The organism is Gordonia sp. ABKF26, assembly GCF_041103195.1.
GTDB lineage: Bacteria > Actinomycetota > Actinomycetes > Mycobacteriales > Mycobacteriaceae > Gordonia > Gordonia terrae.
Map to the genome: position 1 here is coordinate 4,787,099 of NZ_JBGCVZ010000003.1, position 21,110 is coordinate 4,808,208.

The window sequence follows — 21,110 nt, forward strand, 5'->3', positions numbered from 1 at the left end:
GGATAGACGTCATGACCCCCGAACGGCGCGGCACTCGGCGTCGCGTGACGCATTCACTCGAGGCTGTCGTCGACGCGGCCGTCGAACTCCTCGACGAATCCGGCGAAGCCGCCCTCACGTTCCGGGCCCTGGCCGCCCGTCTCGGCGGCGGCGTGGGAAGCGTCTACTGGTACGTGTCGAACAAGGACGAACTCCTCGACCGCGCCACCGACCACGTGCTGGCGGGAGTGCTCACCGCGCTCGACGGGATCGGCACCGACGCCGATCCGATCGACAACATCCGGACGATGGCGGAGACCCTGTTCGCCGCCATCGCCGAGCGCCCCTGGCTCGCTGCGTATTTCATGCGTAATACGACGGTCCAGTCGAACGCTCTGCTCTTCTACGAGCGCCTGGGCCGACAGGTGATGCGTCTGGATCTGTCCCCCCGGCGCTGCTTTCATGCGGTGTCCGCGATCCTCGGCTACGTCATCGGCGTCGCCGCGGACCTCGGTCAGGATCCGCCGCAGGAGGTCATCGACGGAACGGTCGCCGCCGGCGACTATCTGCGTTCGATCGCCGACCAGTGGCGCGCGCTCGACCGCGCGGAATACCCGTTCATGCACTACATCGTCGACGAGTTCGACGGCCACGAGGACATCGACCAGTTCCGTGCCGGTCTCGAACTGTTGCTCACCGGGTTACGGCTCGACGCGGAGCGCCCCGACGCCCGTTAGGTGCCCGGCGCACGACGAAACGGCCCCGCACTCATCGAGTGCGGGGCCGTCGTCGTATTCGGTTCTGCTACGAAACCCGACTACCGGTAGTCGTTGGAGAATCCGTAGTCGTCCAGCGGCACCGCAGCGCCGGCCGGAGCACCGAAGGTGCCGTCCGGGCTGTAGTAGGTGTCGTCGTAGGACGGCACCGCGTACGCCGCGGCGCGTGCCTCTTCGGTCGGCTGAACCTGGATGTTGCGGTAGCGGTTGATACCGGTACCGGCCGGGATCAACTTACCGATGATCACGTTCTCCTTCAGACCGATCAGCTTGTCGCTGCGGCTGTTGATCGCCGCGTCGGTCAGGACACGCGTGGTCTCCTGGAACGACGCCGCCGACAGCCACGACTCGGTCGCCAGCGAGGCCTTGGTGATACCCATCAGCACCGGACGTCCGGCGGCGGGCTCGCCGCCCTCGGTCACGACCTGACGGTTGGCCGCCTCGAACTCGGCGCGCTCGACGAGCGAACCGGGCAGGAACTCGGTCGAACCGTGGTCGATGATCGTCACGCGCCGCAGCATCTGACGCACGATGGTCTCGATGTGCTTGTCGTGGATCGACACACCCTGGCTGCGGTAGACCTCCTGGACCTCGTTGACCAGGTGGATCTGCACCTGACGGGGACCCATGACGCGGAGCACCTCGTGCGGGTTGGCCGAGCCCTCCATGAGCTGCTGGCCGACCTCGACGTGGTCACCGTCGGCGAGGAGCCGCTCGGAACCGTCGTCGTGCTTGAACACGCGCAGACGCTGACGCTTCGAGATCTTGTCGATGACAACCTCTTCCGAACCGTCGTCCGGGATGAGGGTGATCTTGTAGAAGCGGTCGTCGTCCTCGAGGCGCACCCGGCCCGAGACCTCCGCGATCGGCGCGACGCCCTTGGGGACGCGGGCCTCGAAGAGCTCCTGGACACGCGGCAGACCACCGGTGATGTCGTCACCGACGCCACCCTGGTGGAACGTACGCATCGTCAGCTGGGTACCGGGCTCACCGATCGACTGGGCCGCGATGATACCGACGGCCTCGCCGATGTCGACGAGCTTGCCGGTGGCCATCGAACGGCCGTAGCACATCGCGCACACACCGGTGCCGGTCCCACAGGTCAGGACCGAACGGACCTTGACCTGCGTGATGCCTGCGGCCAGCAGTGCCTCGATGGCCGGATCGCCCAGATCGTGACCACGCTCGACGATGACGTTGCCGTCGGTGTCGACCGCGTCCTGCGCCAGCGTGCGGGCGTAGGTCGAGGTCTCGACGTGCGCATCGCGGATGAGCGTGCCGTCGGCCTGCTTCTCGGCGATCGTCGTGGTGATGCCACGCTCGGTGCCACAGTCGGTCTCACGCACGATGACGTCCTGCGAGACGTCCACCAGACGACGGGTCAGGTAGCCCGAGTCGGCGGTACGAAGCGCGGTGTCGGCCAGACCCTTACGGGCGCCGTGCGTGTTGATGAAGTACTCGGCGACGGTCAGACCCTCGCGGAACGAGGACTTGATCGGACGCGGGATGAACTCACCCTTCGGGTTGGTCACCAGACCCTTCATGCCCGCCAGCGAGCGGATCTGGGTCATGTTGCCCGCCGCACCCGACTTCACGATCATCGGGATCGGGTTGTCGTCCGGGTAGTGCGCCTCCATGGCCGCACCGACCTCTTCGGTCGCCTGCTTCCAGATCTCGACGAGGGAGTCACGACGCTCGTCCGGGGTGAGGGCACCACGCTGGAACTTGCGCTCCAGACCGTCGGCCCGCTCCTCGTACTTGTCGAGGATCTCCGCCTTCTGCGGCGGCACGAGCACGTCGGCCATCGAGACGGTGACACCCGAACGGGTGGCCCAGTAGAAGCCGACGTCCTTCAGCTTGTCGACGGTCTGGGCGACCACGATCATCGGGTAACGCTCGGCGAGATCGTTGATGATCACGGCCTGACGCTTCTTCGGCATCTGCTCGTTGACGAACGGGTACTCGATCGGCAGGAGCTCGTTGAAGAGCACCCGACCCAGCGTGGTCTCGAGCTCCCACGGCGAACCGTACTTCCAGCCGTCGGGGAACTGCTCGGCCTCGATGTCGGCCGGCGGACGCTGGTCGGTCAGGCGCACCTTGATGCGCGACTGCACGGTCAGCACGCCGCGGTCGACGGCCATGATGGCCTCGGCCGGGGTCGAGTAGACGCCACGCTCGACGTCGTCGCCGTTCGCCGCGGTGTACTCGCCCGCCGCGCCCTCCTTGAGGGTGGTCAGGTAGTACAGACCGGTCACCATGTCCAGACGCGGCATGGCGAGCGGACGGCCCGACGCCGGCGACAGGATGTTGTTCGACGACAGCATCAGGATGCGCGCCTCGGCCTGCGCCTCCGCCGACAGCGGGAGGTGCACGGCCATCTGGTCACCGTCGAAGTCGGCGTTGAAGGCCTCACACACCAGCGGGTGGAGCTGAATGGCCTTGCCCTCCACCAGCTGCGGCTCGAAGGCCTGGATGCCGAGGCGGTGCAGCGTCGGTGCACGGTTCAGCAGCACCGGGTGCTCGGCGATGACCTCTTCGAGGACGTCCCACACCGCGGGACGCTGACGCTCGACCATGCGCTTGGCGGACTTGATGTTCTGCGCCTGGTTCAGGTCGACCAGACGCTTCATCACGAACGGCTTGAACAGCTCGAGAGCCATCAGCTTCGGCAGACCGCACTGGTGCAGCTTGAGCTGCGGACCGACGACGATGACCGAACGGCCCGAGTAGTCCACGCGCTTGCCGAGCAGGTTCTGACGGAAACGACCCTGCTTGCCCTTGAGCAGATCGCTCAGCGACTTGAGCGGGCGGTTGCCCGGCCCGGTGACCGGACGGCCGCGACGACCGTTGTCGAAGAGTGCGTCGACCGACTCCTGCAGCATCCGCTTCTCGTTGTTCACGATGATCTCGGGCGCACCGAGATCGATCAGACGCTTGAGGCGGTTGTTGCGGTTGATGACACGGCGGTACAGGTCGTTCAGGTCGGAGGTCGCGAAGCGGCCACCGTCGAGCTGGACCATCGGACGCAGCTCCGGCGGAATCACCGGCACGGCGTCGAGGACCATGCCCAGCGGCGAGTTGCCCGACTGCTGGAACGCCGCGACGACCTTGAGTCGCTTGAGCGCACGCAGCTTCTTCTGGCCCTTGCCGCTACGGATGGTCTCGCGCAGCGACTCGGCCTCGGCGTCGATGTCGAAGGTCTCGAGCAGCTTCTTGATCGCCTCGGCGCCCATCGAACCCTGGAAGTACTCGCCGTAGCGCTCTTCGAGCTGACGGTAGAGCTTCTCGTCGATGATGAGATCGCCCAGGCTGAGCTTGACGAACTTGTCCCAGATCTCCTCGAGACCGTCGAGCTCACGCTGAGCGGCGTCGCGCATGCGACGCATCTCGCGCTCGGCGCCGTCGCGCACCTTGCGGCGCACGTCGGCCTTGGCGCCCTCGGCCTCCAGCTCGGCGAGGTCCTGCTCGAGCTTCTGCTGACGCTCGTTCAGGTCGGCGTCGCGCTGATCGGCGACGGCCTTCTTCTCGACCTCCATCTCCGCCTCGAGCGTCGAGAGCTCGTTGTGGCGCAGCTCGTCGTCGACCGCGGTGATGACGTAGGCGGCGAAGTAGATGATCTTCTCGAGATCCTTCGGCGCCAGGTCGAGCAGGTAGCCCAGCCGGCTCGGCACACCCTTGAAGTACCAGATGTGCGTGACCGGGGCGGCCAGCTCGATGTGGCCCATGCGCTCGCGGCGCACCTTGGCCTTGGTCACCTCGACGCCGCAGCGCTCACAGATGATGCCCTTGAAGCGGACGCGCTTGTACTTACCGCAGTAGCACTCCCAGTCACGGGTCGGGCCGAAGATCTTCTCGCAGAACAGGCCGTCCTTCTCCGGCTTGAGCGTGCGGTAGTTGATCGTCTCCGGCTTCTTGACCTCACCGTATGACCAGTTGTGGATGTCGTCGGCTGTCGCCAGACCGATCTTCAGTTCGTCGAAAAAGTTGACGTCGAGCACTTGTTACCTTTCCAGAGCTCTGTTGTCAGTGGCCGGGGTGAACCCGGCCGGGTGAGGGTCAGGTCAGTTGGCGAGATCGTCGACGGTGGCCGACTCGTTGCGCGACAGGTTGATGCCGAGGTTGGCAGCTGCACGCTCCAGGTCCTCGTCGTCGGTGTCGTGCATCTCGATGGCCGCACCGTCGGAGCTCAGCACCTCGACGTTCAGGCACAGCGACTGAAGTTCCTTCAGCAGCACCTTGAACGACTCGGGGATACCCGGCTCCGGGATGTTCTCGCCCTTGACGATCGCCTCGTAGACCTTGACGCGGCCCACCACGTCGTCCGACTTGATGGTCAGCAGCTCCTGCAGCGTGTACGCGGCGCCGTAGGCCTGCATGGCCCAACACTCCATCTCACCGAAGCGCTGACCACCGAACTGCGCCTTACCACCGAGCGGCTGCTGGGTGATCATCGAGTACGGACCGGTCGAACGAGCGTGGATCTTGTCGTCGACCAGGTGGTGCAGCTTGATGATGTACATGTAGCCGACCGACACCGGGTACGGGAACGGCTCGCCGGAACGACCGTCGAACAGCGTCGCCTTGCCGTCGCCGTTGACCATCACCTCGCCGTCGCGGTTCGGCAGCGTCGAGGACAGCAGTCCGGTCAGCTCCTCCTCGCGCGCGCCGTCGAACACCGGGGTGGCGGTGTTGGTGTCGGGCTCAGCCGAGTACATGTCCTCGGGCAGACGAGACGCCCACTCCGGCACGCCCTCGGCCACGTTGATGTTCCAGCCGGCCTTGGCGACCCACCCGAGGTGGGTCTCCAGGATCTGGCCGATGTTCATACGACGCGGGACACCGTGGGTGTTCAGGATGATGTCGACGGGAGTGCCGTCGGGCAGGAACGGCATGTCCTCCTGCGGGAGGATCTTGCCGATGACGCCCTTGTTGCCGTGACGGCCGGCGAGCTTGTCGCCGTCCTGGATCTTACGCTTCTGGGCCACGTACACGCGGACCAGCTCGTTGACGCCGGGAGCCAGATCGTCGTCGTCCTCGCGGCTGAACACGCGCACGCCGATGACCTTGCCGGTCTCGCCGTGCGGCACCTTCAGCGAGGTGTCGCGGACCTCACGGGCCTTCTCGCCGAAGATCGCACGCAGCAGACGCTCTTCCGGGGTCAGCTCGGTCTCGCCCTTCGGCGTGACCTTGCCGACCAGGATGTCGCCGTCGCGGACCTCGGCACCGATACGCACGATGCCGCGCTCGTCGAGATCGGCGAGCACCTCGTCGGAGACGTTCGGGATGTCCCGGGTGATCTCCTCGGCACCGAGCTTGGTGTCGCGGGCGTCGATCTCGTGCTCCTCGATGTGGATCGAGGTGAGCACGTCCTCTTCGACGAGACGCTGGCTCAGGATGATCGCGTCCTCGTAGTTGTGACCCTCCCACGGCATGATCGCCACGAGCAGGTTCTTGCCGAGCGCCATCTCACCGTTCTCGGTGCAGGGGCCGTCGGCGAGGACCTGGCCGGACTCCACGCGCTGACCCTCGTCCACGATCGGACGCTGGTTGGCACAGGTGCCGTGGTTGGACCGCGCGAACTTGCGCATCCGGTAGGTGTCGCGGGTGCCGTCGTCGGACATGACGGTGATGTAGTCGGCCGAGACCTCTTCCACCACACCGGTCTTGGTCGAGACGATGACGTCGCCGGCGTCGACCGCGGCACGCAGCTCCATGCCGGTACCGACCAGCGGCGACTCGTTGCGGACCAGCGGCACGGCCTGACGCTGCATGTTCGCACCCATCAGGGCGCGGTTCGCGTCGTCGTGCTCGAGGAACGGGATCATCGCGGTCGCGACGGACACCATCTGACGCGGCGAGACGTCGAGGTACTCGACATCGGTCGCGCCGACGAACTCCACCTCGGAGCCCTTCTTGCGCACCAGGACACGCTCGTCGGTGATGCGGCCGTTGCCGTCGAAGTTGGTGTTCGCCTGACCGATGAGGAAGCGGTCCTCCTCGTCGGCGGTCATGTACTCGATGTCGTCGGTGACGTTGCCGTCGACGACCTTGCGGTACGGGGTCTCGATGAAGCCGAACGGGTTGACCCGCGCGTACACCGAGAGCGAACCGATCAGACCGATGTTCGGACCCTCAGGGGTCTCGATCGGGCACATGCGGCCGTAGTGCGACGGGTGCACGTCGCGCACCTCGAGGCCGGCGCGCTCACGGCTCAGACCACCCGGGCCCAGCGCCGACAGACGACGCTTGTGGGTCAGACCCGAGAGCGGGTTGTTCTGGTCCATGAACTGCGACAGCTGGCTGGTTCCGAAGAATTCCTTGATCGCCGCCACGACGGGACGGATGTTGATCAGGGTCTGCGGGGTGATCGCCTCGACGTCCTGGGTGGTCATGCGCTCACGCACGACACGCTCCATACGCGAGAGGCCCACGCGGATCTGGTTCTGGATCAGCTCGCCGACGGTACGCAGGCGACGGTTGCCGAAGTGGTCGATGTCGTCGACCTCGACGGGCACCTCGACGCCACCGGGGACGGTCATGTAGGTGGTGGTGTGCGGGTCGGCCTCGTGCAGACGCACCAGGTACTCGACGGTCGCGATGATGTCCTCGCGGGTCAGGGTCGACTCGCCCACCATCGGGTTGCCGGTCAGACCCAGCTTCTTGTTGACCTTGTACCGGCCCACGCGCGCGAGGTCGTAACGCTTGTCCTTGAAGAACAGGTTCTCCAGGAGGTTCTCCGCGGACTCCTTGGTCGGCGGCTCACCCGGGCGCAGCTTGCGGTAGACCTCGAGCAGCGCCTCGTCCTGGTTGCCGGTGTTGTCCTTCTCCAGCGTCGACATCATGATCTCGGAGAAGCCGAAACGCTCGGTGATCTCCTCGGCGGTGAAGCCCAGCGCCTTGAGCAGCACGGTGACCGGCTGACGGCGCTTGCGGTCGATACGCACACCCACGGTGTCGCGCTTGTCGACGTCGAACTCCAGCCACGCGCCGCGACCCGGGATCACCTTGACGGTGTGCAGGGTCTTCTCGGTGGTCTTGTCGATCGAGGCGTCGAAGTACACGCCCGGGCTGCGGACCAGCTGGCTCACGACGACACGCTCGGTGCCGTTGATGATGAAGCTGCCCTTTTCGGTCATGATCGGGAAGTCGCCCATGAAGACGGTCTGCGACTTGATCTCGCCGGTGTTGTTGTTGATGAACTCCGCGGTGACGAACAGCGGCGCCGCGTAGGTCATGTCCTTGTCCTTGCACTCCTCGACGGAGGCCTTGACCTCGTCGAAGTGCGGCTCGGAGAACGACAGGGACATCGAACCGGAGAAGTCCTCGATCGGGGACAGCTCGTGGAGGATGTCCTCGAGGCCACCCGTCGGGTTCTCGTCACCGCGGGCGATCGCCTTCGCGCGCCACTCCGGCGAACCGACGAGCCATTCGAACGAATCGAGTTGGAGGTCGAGGAGGCCCGGAACCTCCAGCGGCTCGCTGATCTTTGCAAACGACGCGCGATGCGGCGCGCCGGGGATTGTTGAGGTGGACTGGCGGTTGACTGCCAAGATGCGTCCTTCCAACACGACGTTATTCACAACCTAGATGTGCAGTACGTGGCTTGATGGGCCGTTCGCTGGTGACACCCTGGGATCGGCGATCACCGCAGCACACACGTCTAGGAGTGGCCGAAGAAGGATCGATAGATGGACAGGAGGCAGCCAGCGCAACGTCCAACTGTAGCAGAAAATAGACGCACTTTGTCAAGCCGTCTGGAAAGCGAGTTCGCGCGGGTGGCTGCCTGCACGTCGATCGCTGGTCACAGACTGGCCCGACATCGCCGCCACGTCAAGCGCTACGCGCGAATTTCGTGAAGTCGGTGCCGAACTCGGCTCCCGACCTGGTGATCAGGGTGCGGCGCAGGACGATCAGAAGGGCTCGACCGCACGGATCCGCCACTGATCACCCTCACGCACCATGGCGAACTGGGCACGTGGTGCACCGCTGTTGGTGGCCATGCTGTTCTGCGTCTCGCTCACGATCAGATTGGCGATGACGGTCGCCGTGGCGCCGTCGCCGCCCCCGGAGAGGTCCCGCACGCCGATCGCGTCGACGCGACATTCGGCGCCCGTCTTCGTCTGCGTGATGAGATCCCGCTGCGCCTTGAGCGTCTCGTCGAACTCGGTGCGGGCCTGCCCGGTCAGGGCGTCCTGCGCACGCTGCTGCCACTTGTCGAGCTCGGTGTGGTCGTACCCGAACACCGCGCAGATCCGCTCCTGGGCCTGCGAGGTCAGCTGCGCCGTCGACTCCTGGTCGACGAACGCCTTGTTGGGCCCCTTCTCGGCACCGGGATGGAACGCCAGGATCGCGGCGACGACGAACAAGCCGGCCGCGATGGCCGCGAGAACCCCGGTGCGGATGCCGAGCGGACCGCGCGAGGCACCGCTCCCCCGCCGGTCCCGCCGGCCGGGACGCCGGCCCATCGGCCGATTCGGCGTGCCCGAGGTGTCGGAACCCGCTGCCGACGCGTCGCCCCGACGCAAGGTCGAGACCCGCGCGACCGGCTTGGTCTTGGGCTTGGTGAGTTCAGGCTTGGTGGGGGTCTCGGGGTTGGTGGTCGACTCGGGCTCGGCCGACTCAGCCGGGGTGGACTTCTCCAGATCGACGGCGTCGGTTGTCGTGGTGTCGGCCTTGGCTGTGTCGTCACCAGGCCCTTCGTGGCTCGTCGACTTCGACTCGCTGCGCTCGCTCTGCCCGGCGGCTCGCGCCCCTCGCACCTCAGGGGGCAGAGAGGTGACGGTTTCCGCGGTCTCGTCACCAGGCCCTTCGTGGCTCGTCGCTTGCGCTCCTCGCACCTCAGGGGGCAGGGAAGTACGGCCGGCGACCTTCGGGGTCGGGCGGCGCTTCGGGGTGGGCTTCTTCTTACCGCGATCGTTGGCCATCAGTTGCCTCCCTCCGGAGCCGGGGCCGCCGGAGCGGGCGCACCGCCGCCACCGTCGGCGTAGGCGATGCCCTCGAGGCCGAGGACGTTCTCGGCCTTCCAGGTGTCGCCGTCCTTGGTCATGCTGACGTCGAAGCCGCGCGTCTCGTCGATACCGGCCTGGCCGGGACGCTGCAGGGTCGTCACCACGTAGACGAGCACCTTGGCCTTGTCCTCGTCGGCGTCGACCTCGCTGGGCGCGCTGCGCAACAGGCGCGCGCTCAGCTTGGCGGTGTTGGGCCCGGCCGTGCCGAGCATGTCGAGGACGCTGCCGTCCTTGCCGCCCAGCACCTCTTCCTTCGCCTTGCCGGTCAGCGAGGCCTCGGCACGCTTGCGGAAGCCCTCGACGTCGGCGGGGTCGATCGTCGTGATGTTCAGTACGGCCTGTTCGGCCGCCTGCGTCGCCGCGTCGCGCGTCTCCTGTGCGGGGTACTCGTCGAAGTAGACGTTGTAGGCACGCACACCGAACACGGCGACGAGCACTACGCCGACCACGATCGCCGCGGAGGCCAGGGCGCGGGGCGCGAACCCCGCCGCCCGCCGCACGGCGGGACGGATGCCGCTGGGCTTCTTCTCTGTCGGTTCTGGGGTGCCAGTCATCGGGAACACACTGTATATATCGCTCCTGAGCACAAGCCAAGGCCGGGAACCGGACCGTGCGGTCCGGTCGCCGGCGGCGACGCGCGTCGGGTGGTGGGGTCTACCGCGGCCGGACGCCGAGCAACGCTGCGAGCTGCTGGGCGAGCGGGTTGAGGTTGAGCTTGTCGGGATCCTTCTTGGGGGTGTTGTCCCACGGCTGCGGGTACGCCGGGTTGGCGTACTGGGCACGCTCGGCGCTTCGGACGCCGGTCGGATTACCGAACGGCACGGTGCACCTCGCGTCGGTGTTGAATGCGAAGTCGTCGTAGTGGACGTCGAAGTTCGGGTTCTTCCGACGGGCTTCGGCGAGCACCGCGTCGGTGCCCTCGTATCCGCGCGTACACGCGGCGGGATTGTTGGTCTCGAGCACCACACCGAAGTGGATCTGACCATCGCCCGGAGCCGGGGCATGGCTGCCCGCCGACAGCGCTGACAGCATCGCGAACGTCGTCGACGTCGTGTACGTCGCCGGCTCGATGGTCCGGGCCACCTCGGCGAGGTCCTTCACGACCTTGGAGAGGTCGTTGCCGTTCTTCTGGATCAGCTCCGAGATCTGCGTCGCCGACAACGTGCCCGTCGTCAGCAGTCGACGAAGGTCCGGATCGGCGGAGGCCAGGGTCGCGGTCACCAGGTTCAGGTTGCGCGACCACGTGAGGATCGCGTCGGACTGATCGGCCTGGGTGTCGAGCACGACATCGGAGTTCTGGATGAGGGCGACCGTCTCGCTCAGGTTGTCGACGCCGGCCCGGGACAGCTTGCCGAGCGAGTCGACCAGACGGGTGAGGTTCTCCCCCTGGCCGTTGAACGCGCGGCCGAGTTCGGTGATGACCGTGTTCAGGTCGTCGACCGGGATCGAGTCGGTGAAGTCGATCGCCGAGGCGACCACGTCCTCGAGCGGTTCGGGGAGCGCGTACTTGGTGATCGTGTCGCCGTCTTTCAGGTACGGCCCCTCCGACGACGTCGGCTGCAGGTCGACGAACTGCTCACCGATCGCGGACCGGTTCGCGACGACCGCGGTCGCCGACGCCGGGATCTCCGGCCCACCGGAGTCGATGTCGAGTGCGACGTCGACCCCGTCGGGCGTCAGCGTCAGCTTGCCGACCCGACCCACCGGCACACCCTGGTAGGTGACCTCCGCGTTCGTGAAGATGCCGCCGGAGTCGGGCAGCTGGGCGGTGACCGTGTACATGCCGACACCGGCGAGCTTGTCCAGGCGCGCGTACTTCGCACCCACGTACACCAGGGCGACGAGGCCGACGACGACGAACACGATCAGCTGGATCTTGACGAGCTTGCCGATCATCGTCCTGCTCCTGACGGGTTCTGGGTGGGCGCGGCCGGCGCGAGTCCCATCGCGGCCAGCGGGCCGTCGAGGATGCCCTGCCCCGGTGTCGCCGGGGTCGGCATCGGGCCGGCAGCCTCCGCGGGCCGGGCGAAGGACGCCGGGTAGCGCCCGCCCGACGGCGGCGTGTTCGGTCCCGGACGCCAGTTCGGACCCGGCGGCAGCAGGGTGATGGTCGGCCAGCCGTAGCGCGGGCCGTTGCCGCGGTAGTACGGGTTGCGGCGATCGACCGGCACACTCACCCGTGCGGGCGGCGAGTACTTCGGGGTCCCCTGGCCGACGCCGAGCGCCTCGAGCTGGTTGAGGACGCGGAGGTCGAGCGTCATGAACAGGTTGGTCGAGTCACCACGCACACCCGGCAGCAACCAGTCCGGGAACGGGTGGGTCAGCATCAGCGGTGCCGCGGTGATCAGATCCGGAGCCGCCGCGGCGAGCTGGGTCAGCACCGGCCGCAACGCCTTCAGGTCGTTGATCAACGCCTTGCGCGACTTGCCCAGCACGTCGGTGCCGACCTGACCGAGCTGATCGAGCTTGGTCAACAGTTCGACGAACTGCGGCCGCTGCTCCTCCAGTACCTCGACGCCCGCGGGCAACTGCTTGAGGATGCGATCGATCTGCGCGGTCTGCGCCGCGGTCCGGGTGGACAGTTCGGCCAGTCCGTCGATCGCGGTGACGATGTCGTCGCGCTGACGGTTGAGGCCTGCGATCAGGTCCTCGGTCTCGCCGATGAGGTCACGGACCTTGTCGGTCCGGCCGTCGAGCGCCTTGTTCAGTTCGGTGACGATCGGCTGCAGCTGATTGAGGCCACCGCCGTTGAGCAGCAGGGCCAGGGCCCCGAGGACCTGCTCGATGTCGGTTGCGGTACGTGTCCGCGACACCGGGATCGGCTGGTCGGGATTCTGGCGCGGCGCTTCGGCACTGCCGTCGGGTTCGGTCAGCGACACGAACTTCTCACCGAGCAGCGAGGTCTGCTGGACGCTCGCCTCGGCTTCGTCGGAGAGGTCGACGTTGTTCTGTACCTCGACGGTGACCTGGGCGAACCACTGGTCGTTGGGCACCTCGACCTTGGTCACTCGGCCGACCGGGATTCCGTCGCGCTTGACCATCGACTGCGGCACGAGATCGAGCACGTCGTCGAACTGGATCTTGTAGGTGCGCGCGTTGTCGCCGGTGTTCACGCCGCCGGGCAGTGGGATCGACTGGATGCCGTTGGACATACAGCCCGACAGCAGGAGGGTGAGCGACAGAGCGGCGCCGGCCACCGCCGTACGCATCGTCCTGCGGTTCATCAGTTACCTCCCCGGGGGCGCGGGGTGGACGACGGAGCCGCCGGAGACCTCGAGGGCGACGGGTTGCCGATCTCGGGATCGGGGTTGCCCGGGACGGTGCCCGGCACCGGTGCGCGCTGCAGCTTGTTGTTGCTCATGATGCCGAACGGCAGCACCGGCAACAGCGGCTCCAGGACACCGCGCTGGATCTGGTCACCGATCTCCTCGCACTGGCTGATCAGCGGCCGGAGCGTGTTGCTGAACTGATCGGCAGCCGGGTTGCCCGGGAGCAGCGCACCGAGGTCGAGCAGGCGGCACTGGGCCCCGATCAGATCCTGCAGATCCGGGATCGTCAGACGCATCGACAACGTGCCCGACTCGGCGTCGTACGCGTTGATCAGGTTGTTCACCGTGATCGGCAGCACGGTCAAGACTTCTTTGAGGTTGTTCTTCTGGTCGAGCAGGGCCTGGGTCGTCGGCTGGAGGTCCTTCACCGTCTCCCCGATCTGCTCACGGTTGTCGGCGAGGAAGGTCGCCACATCGCCGAGCGCGATCGACAGCTTGTTCAGCGCGGCGGCGAGCTGCTCGCGCTCGCCGGCGAGGAACTGGTTGAACGAGGCCATCTGCGTGTTGAACTGCCGCACCTGGGCGTCGTTCTCGCGCAGTGCGCCGACGAAGGTGTTCAGGTTCTTGACGGTGTCGAACAGGTTGCCGCGCGAATCACTCAGCGTCGTCGACGCCTTGGACAGTCCCTCGATCGCCTGGCCCAGCTTCTCGCCGTTGCCCTCGAGATTCTCCGCGCCGGTCGTGACCAGTTCGCTCACGGCGCCCTGTCGGCCGGTGCCGTCGGTCTTGTTGGCGCCGTCGGGTCCGAGGGCGTCGGACAGCTCCTTGACGCTCGCGTAGATCTGGTCGACCTCCACCGGGATCATCGTCTGGTCCACCGAGAGGGTGAGATCGCGCGGCGCCTTCTCCCCGCCCGTGTAGGCGGGGGTCAGCTGCACGTAGCGGTCCGCCACGACCGACGGGATGACCTGCACCGCACGGACATCCGCGGGCAGCTCCACTCCCCGATCGACCGTCATGGTCACCTTCACGGTCTCGCCCTGCGGCGTCACCGAGTCGACCTTGCCGACCGCCACGCCGAGAACGCGGACGTCGGAGCCCTCGTAGATGCCGACCGAACGCTTGAACGTCGCGGTGATCTTGGTGGTCCCGATCGAGGTGAACACCCACCACAGCGCTCCCGCCAGGATGAGCGCGATGATCAGTCCGATCACGAGCACCACGATGTGCCGCGGCGTGAACCAGCGGCCTGGACCCGCGTGTCGGGTCAGATCCGGTGTGGTCATCAGCCGACCCCCGTTCCGGCGTTGTTCTCCATGGCCTGCTTGTTCGGCGGCCGCGTCGTGTTCTGCTGCGGCAGCGCGGGCGGCAGCAGGTTCACCACGGACGACTCGAACCAGCGACCGTTGCCGAGCACGTTGGCGTACAACCGGTAGAACGGCGCCATGTACTTGATGGAGTCGCGAATATTCTGGTTCTGACGCTGTAGCAGCTCATTGACGCCCTTCAGCGCATCGAGCGCGGGTCCGATCTGTTCTTCGTTGTCCCGCACGATGCCGGTGAGCGAGTCGCCCAGGCTCGTCGTGCTGGCCAGCAGCGCCGAGATGTTGCGCTGCCGGTTGTTCAGCTCGTCGAGCAGCTGGCCTGCACCACCGATGAGGCGCACGAACTCCTCATTGCGATCGGCGAGGATCTTCGAGGTGTCCTTCGTCGCGGCGAGCAACCGCTGGACCTCCTGATCACGGCTGGAGATCGTCTCCGACAGACGCGCGATGCCCTCGAGCGCCGGACCGGTCGTCCCCGCCGTACCCGAGAACGTGTCCGACAGGACGCGCATGGACTCCGCCAGCTGGTCGTTGTCGAGTTCGCCGATCTGCTCGGCCGCCCCGGAAAACGCCTCGATGACGTCGTAGGGGGCCACCGTGTCGGTCAGCGGGACGTCGGGATCGGCGGGCTCACTGCCGCGCGGGTTCAGCGACAGGAACTTCTGACCGAGGATCGTCTTGATCTGGATGGTCGCCTGCGTCTGGTCGCCGATCCACGTGTTCTCCACCCGGAAGGTCACGTTGACGCGATCGCCGTCGAGGGTCACGTCGTCGACCTCGCCCACCTTGACGCCTGCGACGCGCACCTCGTTGCCCGGTTTCAGGCCGGCGGCCTCGGTGAACTTCGCCGTGTAGCGGGCGCCCGCGCCCAGCAGCGGCAGTTCGGCGAGATAGAACGAGCTGAGTCCGAGCATCAGCAGGATCAGGATGCCGATGGCACCGATGCTGACCGGGCTGCGCCGGCCACCGAAACGCCGGTGCGGATGCTGCACCGGGGCCTGCGCCTCATCGCGTTCGGTGTCGTCGTGGTCACCGCCGCGTGGGTTCGGATCGTTGTTGTCTGCCATCGTGGTCACCCCCCTGGCCGGTCGTCGGCCCAGCAGCGCGTGGCCGCGCTGGTGTAGAGCACATGATTGATGTCGGGTAGCGGGACCAGCGGTTGCGTCAGCACCGGCGACTTGCCGTTGCCCGCCACCACGTCGATGCCGCACAGATAGAACTGGAACCAGGACCCGAATGTCGCTGCGCGACCGATCTTCTGGAGCTTGATCGGCAGGTTGGTCAACGTCTCCTCGATGTCCGCGTCGCGCTTGTTGATCTGGTCGGCGAGCGACTTCAGTCCCGCGATGTCGCCCTGGATGGACGGGCGTGTCGCACCGAGGATGTTGGCCGTGACCGAGGTCAGGTTGGACACCGAGGTGATCGCCGAGCCCACCGAACCACGCTGCGCCGCAAGCCCTGTCACGAGCTTCTCGGTGTTGTCGAGGAGGCTGGTGAACTGCTCGTCGTTGCGATTGACCGTGTCGAGGACCTTGGTGAGGTTGGTGATCAGCTCACCGATGACCTTGTCCTTGTCGGCGATCGCGTTGGTGAGGTCGGCCGTGTCGCTGACCAGACGGGTGATCGAACCACCCTGCCCGTCGAAGATCGCGATGATCTGCTCGGTCAGCTTGTTGACGTCGGAGGCGGACAACTGCTGGAACAGCGGCCGGAATCCGTTGAACAGTTCGGTCAGGTTCACCGGCGGGTGGGTGTCCTTGACGCCCGGTGTCAGACCGAACGTGTGGCCCTGCGCGACCGTCTGCGACGGGTCGCCTGCGCCGCGCTCGAGCGCGAGGTACCGCAGTCCGGTCAGATTGCGGTAGCGGATGAAGAGCTGCGTGCCGTCGGGCAGACGGTCGCGGTCGACGTTGAACGCGACCTTGGCCTTGTTGCGGTCATAGACCTCGACGCTCTCCACCTGTCCCACACGCACACCCGCGATACGGACGTCATCGCCCGGGTTGAGCAGGGTGGCGTCGGTGAAGACGGCGTTGAACTTCGCGTCACCGTCACCGCCCGCGTTGGCGATGGTCACGGCGAGCAGACTCGTGGTCACCACGGTGACCACGCCGAAGACGACCAGCTTGATCAGCGGTCCGACGATCGACTTCATTTGATGTCGACCTTCGCACCCTGCAGCGCACCGCCGCCGATCATGGTCACCCAGGTGGGCACCTCTTCCGGCGACTTGCCCGACGTCGCGCCGTAGATGACCTGCAGCTGCTTGCGGAAGTCCGGGTCGTCGAACGGGTTCGACTCCACCGCAACGGGCTTCGCGCCTGCCGGTGCGGCCGAGACCGAGCCGGCGGGCACGCCGCTGAACTGCGGCTGCGGCAGCTCACGCATGGTGCGGGGGCCGGCATTACGCGACGGCGGCTGGTAGCTGCCGTCGGCGAGCGAACCACCCGGGTACTGCGGGAACGGGCGGTTGCCGCCCATCTTGGGGTCGTAACACACGGCGGGCGGATCGAGGTCCATGAAGCGGGGTTCGTCCTGGTTCGGTAGGTAACGGCCACGAGGATTGGTGAACTGCAGGTTCACGCGCACGCCCGGGTTCTTGGTGCCCTGGCCGACGATCTTGCGCGACTCCGGGATCAGGCCCGCGAAGTTGCGGAACGTGCACACGAAGGTCGGCGACTGCTTGGCCAGTCCGACGAGGAGTTCCTCGGAGTCGACGGCGAGGTCGATGAGGTCCGTGCGGTTCGCCCGGAGCCAGCCGGTCAGGTCGTCGGACGCGACGCCCAGGGTGGCGATGAGCGTGCGCAGGTCGTCCTGGCGTTCGACGATGGTGTTCGTCGTCGTGCGCAGCGAGTCGAGCGCGTCGACCACGTCGGGCAGCGCCTGCGAATACGTCTGCGAGAAGCTGGCCAGTCCTTCGAGGGTGCCCTCCAGTTCGGGCAGGTTCTCGTTGATCTCGCCGAAGATCTGATCGAGCTCTTCCAGCGTCGTACCCAGTTGCTCGCCGCGTCCGGACAGCGCCGACGACAGGGAGGTGAGGGTGGCGTTCAGATCCTGCGGCGGGATCGCCTCGAGGACCGGGAGCAGCTTGTCGAACAACTGCTGGATCTCCAGCGCGTTGCCGCTGCGATCGGTCTGGATCGTCGCACCGTTGGTCAGTGTCGGCCCCGAGTTGTCCTCCGGCACCTGCAGGGCCACGTAACGCTCGCCGAACAGGGTCTTCGGCAGGATGCGCGCGGTGGTCTCGTCCGACAGCGTCGAGGCCTGGTCGGGATTGAGTCCCAACACGACTTCGACGCGACCGTCGGGTCCGGGCTTGACCTCGCGCACCTCACCGACCGTCATGCCGCGGGCCTTGACGTCGGCATTCGCCGGCAGGGCGTTGCCGGTCGAATCGGTCACCAGCGTGACGTCGGTGAACTCGGTGAACGTCTTGTTGAACTTCGTGATCGTCAAGGTGAGGAACAGCGCGACCACGAGGAAGAAGACCAGCCCGAGCAACCGTTTACGCAGCAGCGTCACGCTAACCCCCCACTCGCACGGTTGTCGTGGTGCCCCAGATCGCCAGGCCCAGGAAGAAGTCAAGGACGGCGATGAGCACCAGAGCCGCTCGTACCGCGTGACCGACGGCCACGCCCACACCCGCGGGACCGCCCGAGGCGTAGTAGCCGTAGTAGCAGTGCACGAGGATGATCACGAACGCGAAGACCAGCACCTTGCCGAACGACCACAAGACGTCGGCCGGTGGCAGGAACAGGTTGAAGTAGTGGTCGTAGGAGCCGCCGGACTGGCCGTTGAAGACCGTCGTCACCACCCGGGACGCCAGATACGCCGACAGCAGGCCGAGCACGTAGAGCGGGATGACCGCGATGAACCCGGCGATCACGCGGGTCGACACGAGGAACGGGATCGACGGCACGGCCATCGTCTCCAGCGCGTCGATCTCCTCCGAGATGCGCATGGCACCGAGCTGGGCGGTGAAGCCACAGCCGACGGTCGCCGACAGCGCAAGTCCCGCCACCAGCGGCGCCACCTCACGGGTGTTGACGTAGGCGGAGAGGAAGCCGGTCAGGGCCTGCGAGCCGATCTGATCGAGTGCTGCATAACCCTGCAGGCCGACCACGACGCCGGTGAACCCGGACATCAGCACCATCACGCCGATCGTGCCGCCGATGACCGCGAGCCCGCCCGAACCGAACGCGACTTCGGCGAGAAGGCGGAGGACCTCGCGCGTGTAATGCACGATCGTCTTCGGCATCCAGGCGAGCGTCCGGCCGTAGAACGACATCTGCTCGCCTGCGCCGTCGAGCACCTTCAGCGGCTTGCCCAGCTGTTTGCGGGCCTCGTACATGTAGTACTCGGGCCGGCTCTTGGCGATTGTCACACCGCCCCCACCATCGGTCACTTCTAGCTCCCCTTCGGTGGGACGACCTGCAGGTAGACCGCAGTGATGATCAGGTTCGCCAGGAACAGCAGCAGGAACGTGATGACGACGCTCTGGTTGACCGCGTCACCCACGCCCTTCGGACCGCCCTTGGGGTTGAGGCCCTTGTAGGACGCCACGACTCCGGCGAGGACACCGAAGATCGCGGCCTTGAGGGTCGACACCCAGAGGTCGGGCAGCTGCGCCAACGCGCCGAACGACGCGAGGTAGGCGCCCGGCGTTCCGCCCTGGACGACGACGTTGAAGAAGTAGCCACCACCGATGCCGATGACGGCGACCAGTCCGTTGAGCAGCATCGCGACCAGGACCATGGCCAGCACACGCGGTACGACGAGGCGCTGGATCGGGTTGATGCCGAGCACCTCCATCGCGTCGATCTCCTCGCGGATGGTCCGCGACCCGAGGTCGGCGGCGACGGCCGACCCGGCCGCACCGGCGATCAGCAACGACGTCACCAGGGGCGAACCCTGCTGGATGACGACGAGAACGCTCGCCGCACCGGTGTAGGACTCCGCACCGAGCTGCTTGATGAGCGAACCCGTCTGCAGCGAGACGATCGCACCGAACGGAATCGCGATCAGTGCCGTCGGCAGGATCGTCACGCTGGCGATGAACCACGCCTGCTGGATGAACTCCCGCCACTGAAACGGGCGCACAAAGGTCTGGCGTGCAACATCGACGAAGAGCTGAACAATATTGCCGGTCTGCGACAGGGCACCTGTCCCGGCTTGCGCGATTCGATCGACGCCACGCGTGGTGGCACTGCTCATCCTTAGGGATTCCGCCCTTCGTTCCCATCAGCACGATGGCTGGGCTTGGTCAGTGCATCACCGGGTGTGTGCCACTGCTCGGTCGGGGCATCACTGCCGCCGTAGTCGATGACGTCGGTCTTGGAATCCGCGACCGCCACATTTCCCTGCGCGGGGGTCCACTCATTGCCGCCCTGGTTGTTCGCGCCCGGGTCGTTGCCGTTCGCCATGTTGTCGGCGTGGGCGCGGCTCTCCTCGCGGATCTGGTCTTCCTGTTCCTGGCTGCGGCGGATCGCCTCCTGGGCGTTCTGCGGCAGGTCGGGAAGCATCTGATGGACGCGCTCGCGGTGACGGGCGATCGCCTTGCGCTCGGGCATACCGGGATTGGGCTGCACCTGCGGGATGATCTCGGTGAAGTCCTCCTTGGTACCACCACCGGAGATACCCGCGGCCTGCATCGCCTCTTCCTGCTTCTGCACCGCCTCGTCCTTCTCCTCCGACATGCCGATCGGACCGAACCGGTCACCGGAGAGGAACTGCTTGACCACCGGCTGCTCCGAGGTCAGCAACTGCTCACGCGGACCGAACATCACCAACTCCTTGCGGAACAACATGCCGATGTTGTCCGGGATCGTCCGCGCGATGTTGATGTTGTGCGTCACGATCAGGATCGTCGCATCGATCTGGGCGTTGATGTCGATCAACAACTGCGAGATATACGCGGTACGCACCGGATCCAGACCCGAGTCCGGCTCGTCACACAGAATGATCTGCGGATCCAGCACCAGCGCACGCGCCAGACCGGCACGCTTGCGCATACCACCGGAGATCTCACCCGGGAGTTTGTCCTCGGCACCGGTCAGACCGACGAGGTCGATCTTCTCCATAACGATGTCGCGGACCTCGTTCTCCTTCTTCTTCGTGTGCTCACGAAGCGGGAACGCGATGTTGTCGAACAAACTCATCGACCCGAACAACGCACCGTCCTGGAACAGCACACCGAACAGCTTGCGGATCTCGTAGAGCTCCTTGGCCGAACACTGCGTGATGTCGGTGCCATCGATGATCACCGACCCCTGCTCGGGATGCAGCAGACCGATCAAGGTCTTCAGGAACACCGACTTACCGGTACCCGACGGACCCAGCAGCGCGGAGACCTCCCCCTCCGGCAGGGTCAGAGAGACATCACGCCAAATGTTCTGCGAACCGAACGACTTGGTGAGTCCTTCGACGCTGACCTCAACACCCACAATTCCTCCAGACGATCGCTGCCCCCGAGGCGGCCACGGTGTGACCGCGCACCAACCGGTGGCATTTGTGGTTGCGGTCACTCTAACCGACTTGACCCACCCCACAACGCCACCGCATGGTTCTCAGCATTGGCTGCGGGGAAACCTACCGCCCGGTAACTCTCGCCGCGACGATGACAATATCCGATGGTTCGCGGTGAGGGAAGTCGGGTCACGGCCCCCGATGTGACGGCCACCGCAGACCTGGGCTCCACCTGCGGAACATCGGATCGACGACCCGACGCCCGCCGGACGATGCTCGGCGGGCGGG

Annotated in this window: 14 protein-coding genes; 1 reads left to right on the forward strand and 13 read right to left on the reverse strand. The window is 66.3% G+C overall.

The window, feature by feature from the left end; all coding sequences use genetic code 11:
- Positions 1-11: 11 nt before the first annotated feature.
- Positions 12-716: a TetR/AcrR family transcriptional regulator gene (locus tag AB4Z55_RS22145; protein WP_004023378.1), complete on the forward strand. Its 705-nt coding sequence runs from the start codon at positions 12-14 to the stop codon at positions 714-716.
- An 80-nt stretch (positions 717-796) separates the two neighbouring features.
- On the opposite strand, the gene AB4Z55_RS22150 is transcribed toward AB4Z55_RS22145, so the two are convergent.
- The 13 genes from AB4Z55_RS22150 to AB4Z55_RS22210 form a co-directional block, all read right to left on the reverse strand.
- Positions 797-4,753, reverse strand: coding sequence for a DNA-directed RNA polymerase subunit beta' (locus tag AB4Z55_RS22150; RefSeq protein WP_004023377.1), 3,957 nt, complete (start codon positions 4,751-4,753; stop codon positions 797-799).
- Between the two features lie 63 nt (positions 4,754-4,816).
- Entirely contained in the window at positions 4,817-8,305 is a 3,489-nt protein-coding gene (locus AB4Z55_RS22155; RefSeq protein WP_004023376.1) for a DNA-directed RNA polymerase subunit beta, read from the reverse strand.
- Positions 8,306-8,665: 360 nt separating this feature from the next.
- The gene (locus tag AB4Z55_RS22160; protein WP_369520559.1) at positions 8,666-9,679 is read right to left on the reverse strand and encodes a hypothetical protein; all 1,014 of its coding nucleotides are present in this window, start codon (positions 9,677-9,679) and stop codon (positions 8,666-8,668) included.
- Positions 9,679-10,317, reverse strand: a complete 639-nt coding sequence (locus tag AB4Z55_RS22165) for a hypothetical protein (RefSeq protein ID WP_369520560.1) — start codon at positions 10,315-10,317, stop codon at positions 9,679-9,681. Before AB4Z55_RS22165 ends, AB4Z55_RS22160 begins: the two co-directional genes overlap by 1 nt.
- 100 nt (positions 10,318-10,417) lie before the next feature.
- Positions 10,418-11,659, reverse strand: a complete 1,242-nt coding sequence (locus tag AB4Z55_RS22170; RefSeq protein ID WP_369520561.1) for an MCE family protein — start codon at positions 11,657-11,659, stop codon at positions 10,418-10,420.
- The gene (locus AB4Z55_RS22175) at positions 11,656-12,987 is read right to left on the reverse strand and encodes an MCE family protein (protein ID WP_239399876.1); all 1,332 of its coding nucleotides are present in this window, start codon (positions 12,985-12,987) and stop codon (positions 11,656-11,658) included. The genes AB4Z55_RS22170 and AB4Z55_RS22175 overlap by 4 nt, the downstream gene beginning before the upstream one ends.
- On the reverse strand, positions 12,987-14,318 hold the full coding sequence (locus AB4Z55_RS22180; protein ID WP_369520562.1) for an MCE family protein: 1,332 nt from the start codon (positions 14,316-14,318) through the stop codon (positions 12,987-12,989). The genes AB4Z55_RS22175 and AB4Z55_RS22180 overlap by 1 nt, the downstream gene beginning before the upstream one ends.
- Complete coding sequence (locus AB4Z55_RS22185; RefSeq protein WP_004023370.1) at positions 14,318-15,424, reverse strand: MCE family protein; 1,107 nt, start codon at positions 15,422-15,424, stop codon at positions 14,318-14,320. The genes AB4Z55_RS22180 and AB4Z55_RS22185 overlap by 1 nt, the downstream gene beginning before the upstream one ends.
- A 5-nt stretch (positions 15,425-15,429) precedes the next feature.
- Positions 15,430-16,512, reverse strand: a complete 1,083-nt coding sequence (locus AB4Z55_RS22190; RefSeq protein WP_004023369.1) for an MCE family protein — start codon at positions 16,510-16,512, stop codon at positions 15,430-15,432.
- Positions 16,509-17,879 carry an MCE family protein gene (locus AB4Z55_RS22195; protein WP_064569567.1) on the reverse strand — a complete coding sequence of 457 codons (1,371 nt, stop codon included), beginning with the start codon at positions 17,877-17,879 and terminating at the stop codon, positions 16,509-16,511. The genes AB4Z55_RS22190 and AB4Z55_RS22195 overlap by 4 nt, the downstream gene beginning before the upstream one ends.
- Before the next feature lies 1 nt (position 17,880).
- Positions 17,881-18,762 carry an ABC transporter permease gene (locus tag AB4Z55_RS22200; protein ID WP_004023367.1) on the reverse strand — a complete coding sequence of 294 codons (882 nt, stop codon included), beginning with the start codon at positions 18,760-18,762 and terminating at the stop codon, positions 17,881-17,883.
- 2 nt (positions 18,763-18,764) lie between these two features.
- Entirely contained in the window at positions 18,765-19,571 is an 807-nt protein-coding gene (locus tag AB4Z55_RS22205; protein WP_004023366.1) for an ABC transporter permease, read from the reverse strand.
- Between the two features lie 2 nt (positions 19,572-19,573).
- Positions 19,574-20,800 carry an ABC transporter ATP-binding protein gene (locus AB4Z55_RS22210; protein ID WP_064569568.1) on the reverse strand — a complete coding sequence of 409 codons (1,227 nt, stop codon included), beginning with the start codon at positions 20,798-20,800 and terminating at the stop codon, positions 19,574-19,576.
- Between the last annotated feature and the right edge of the window lie 310 nt (positions 20,801-21,110).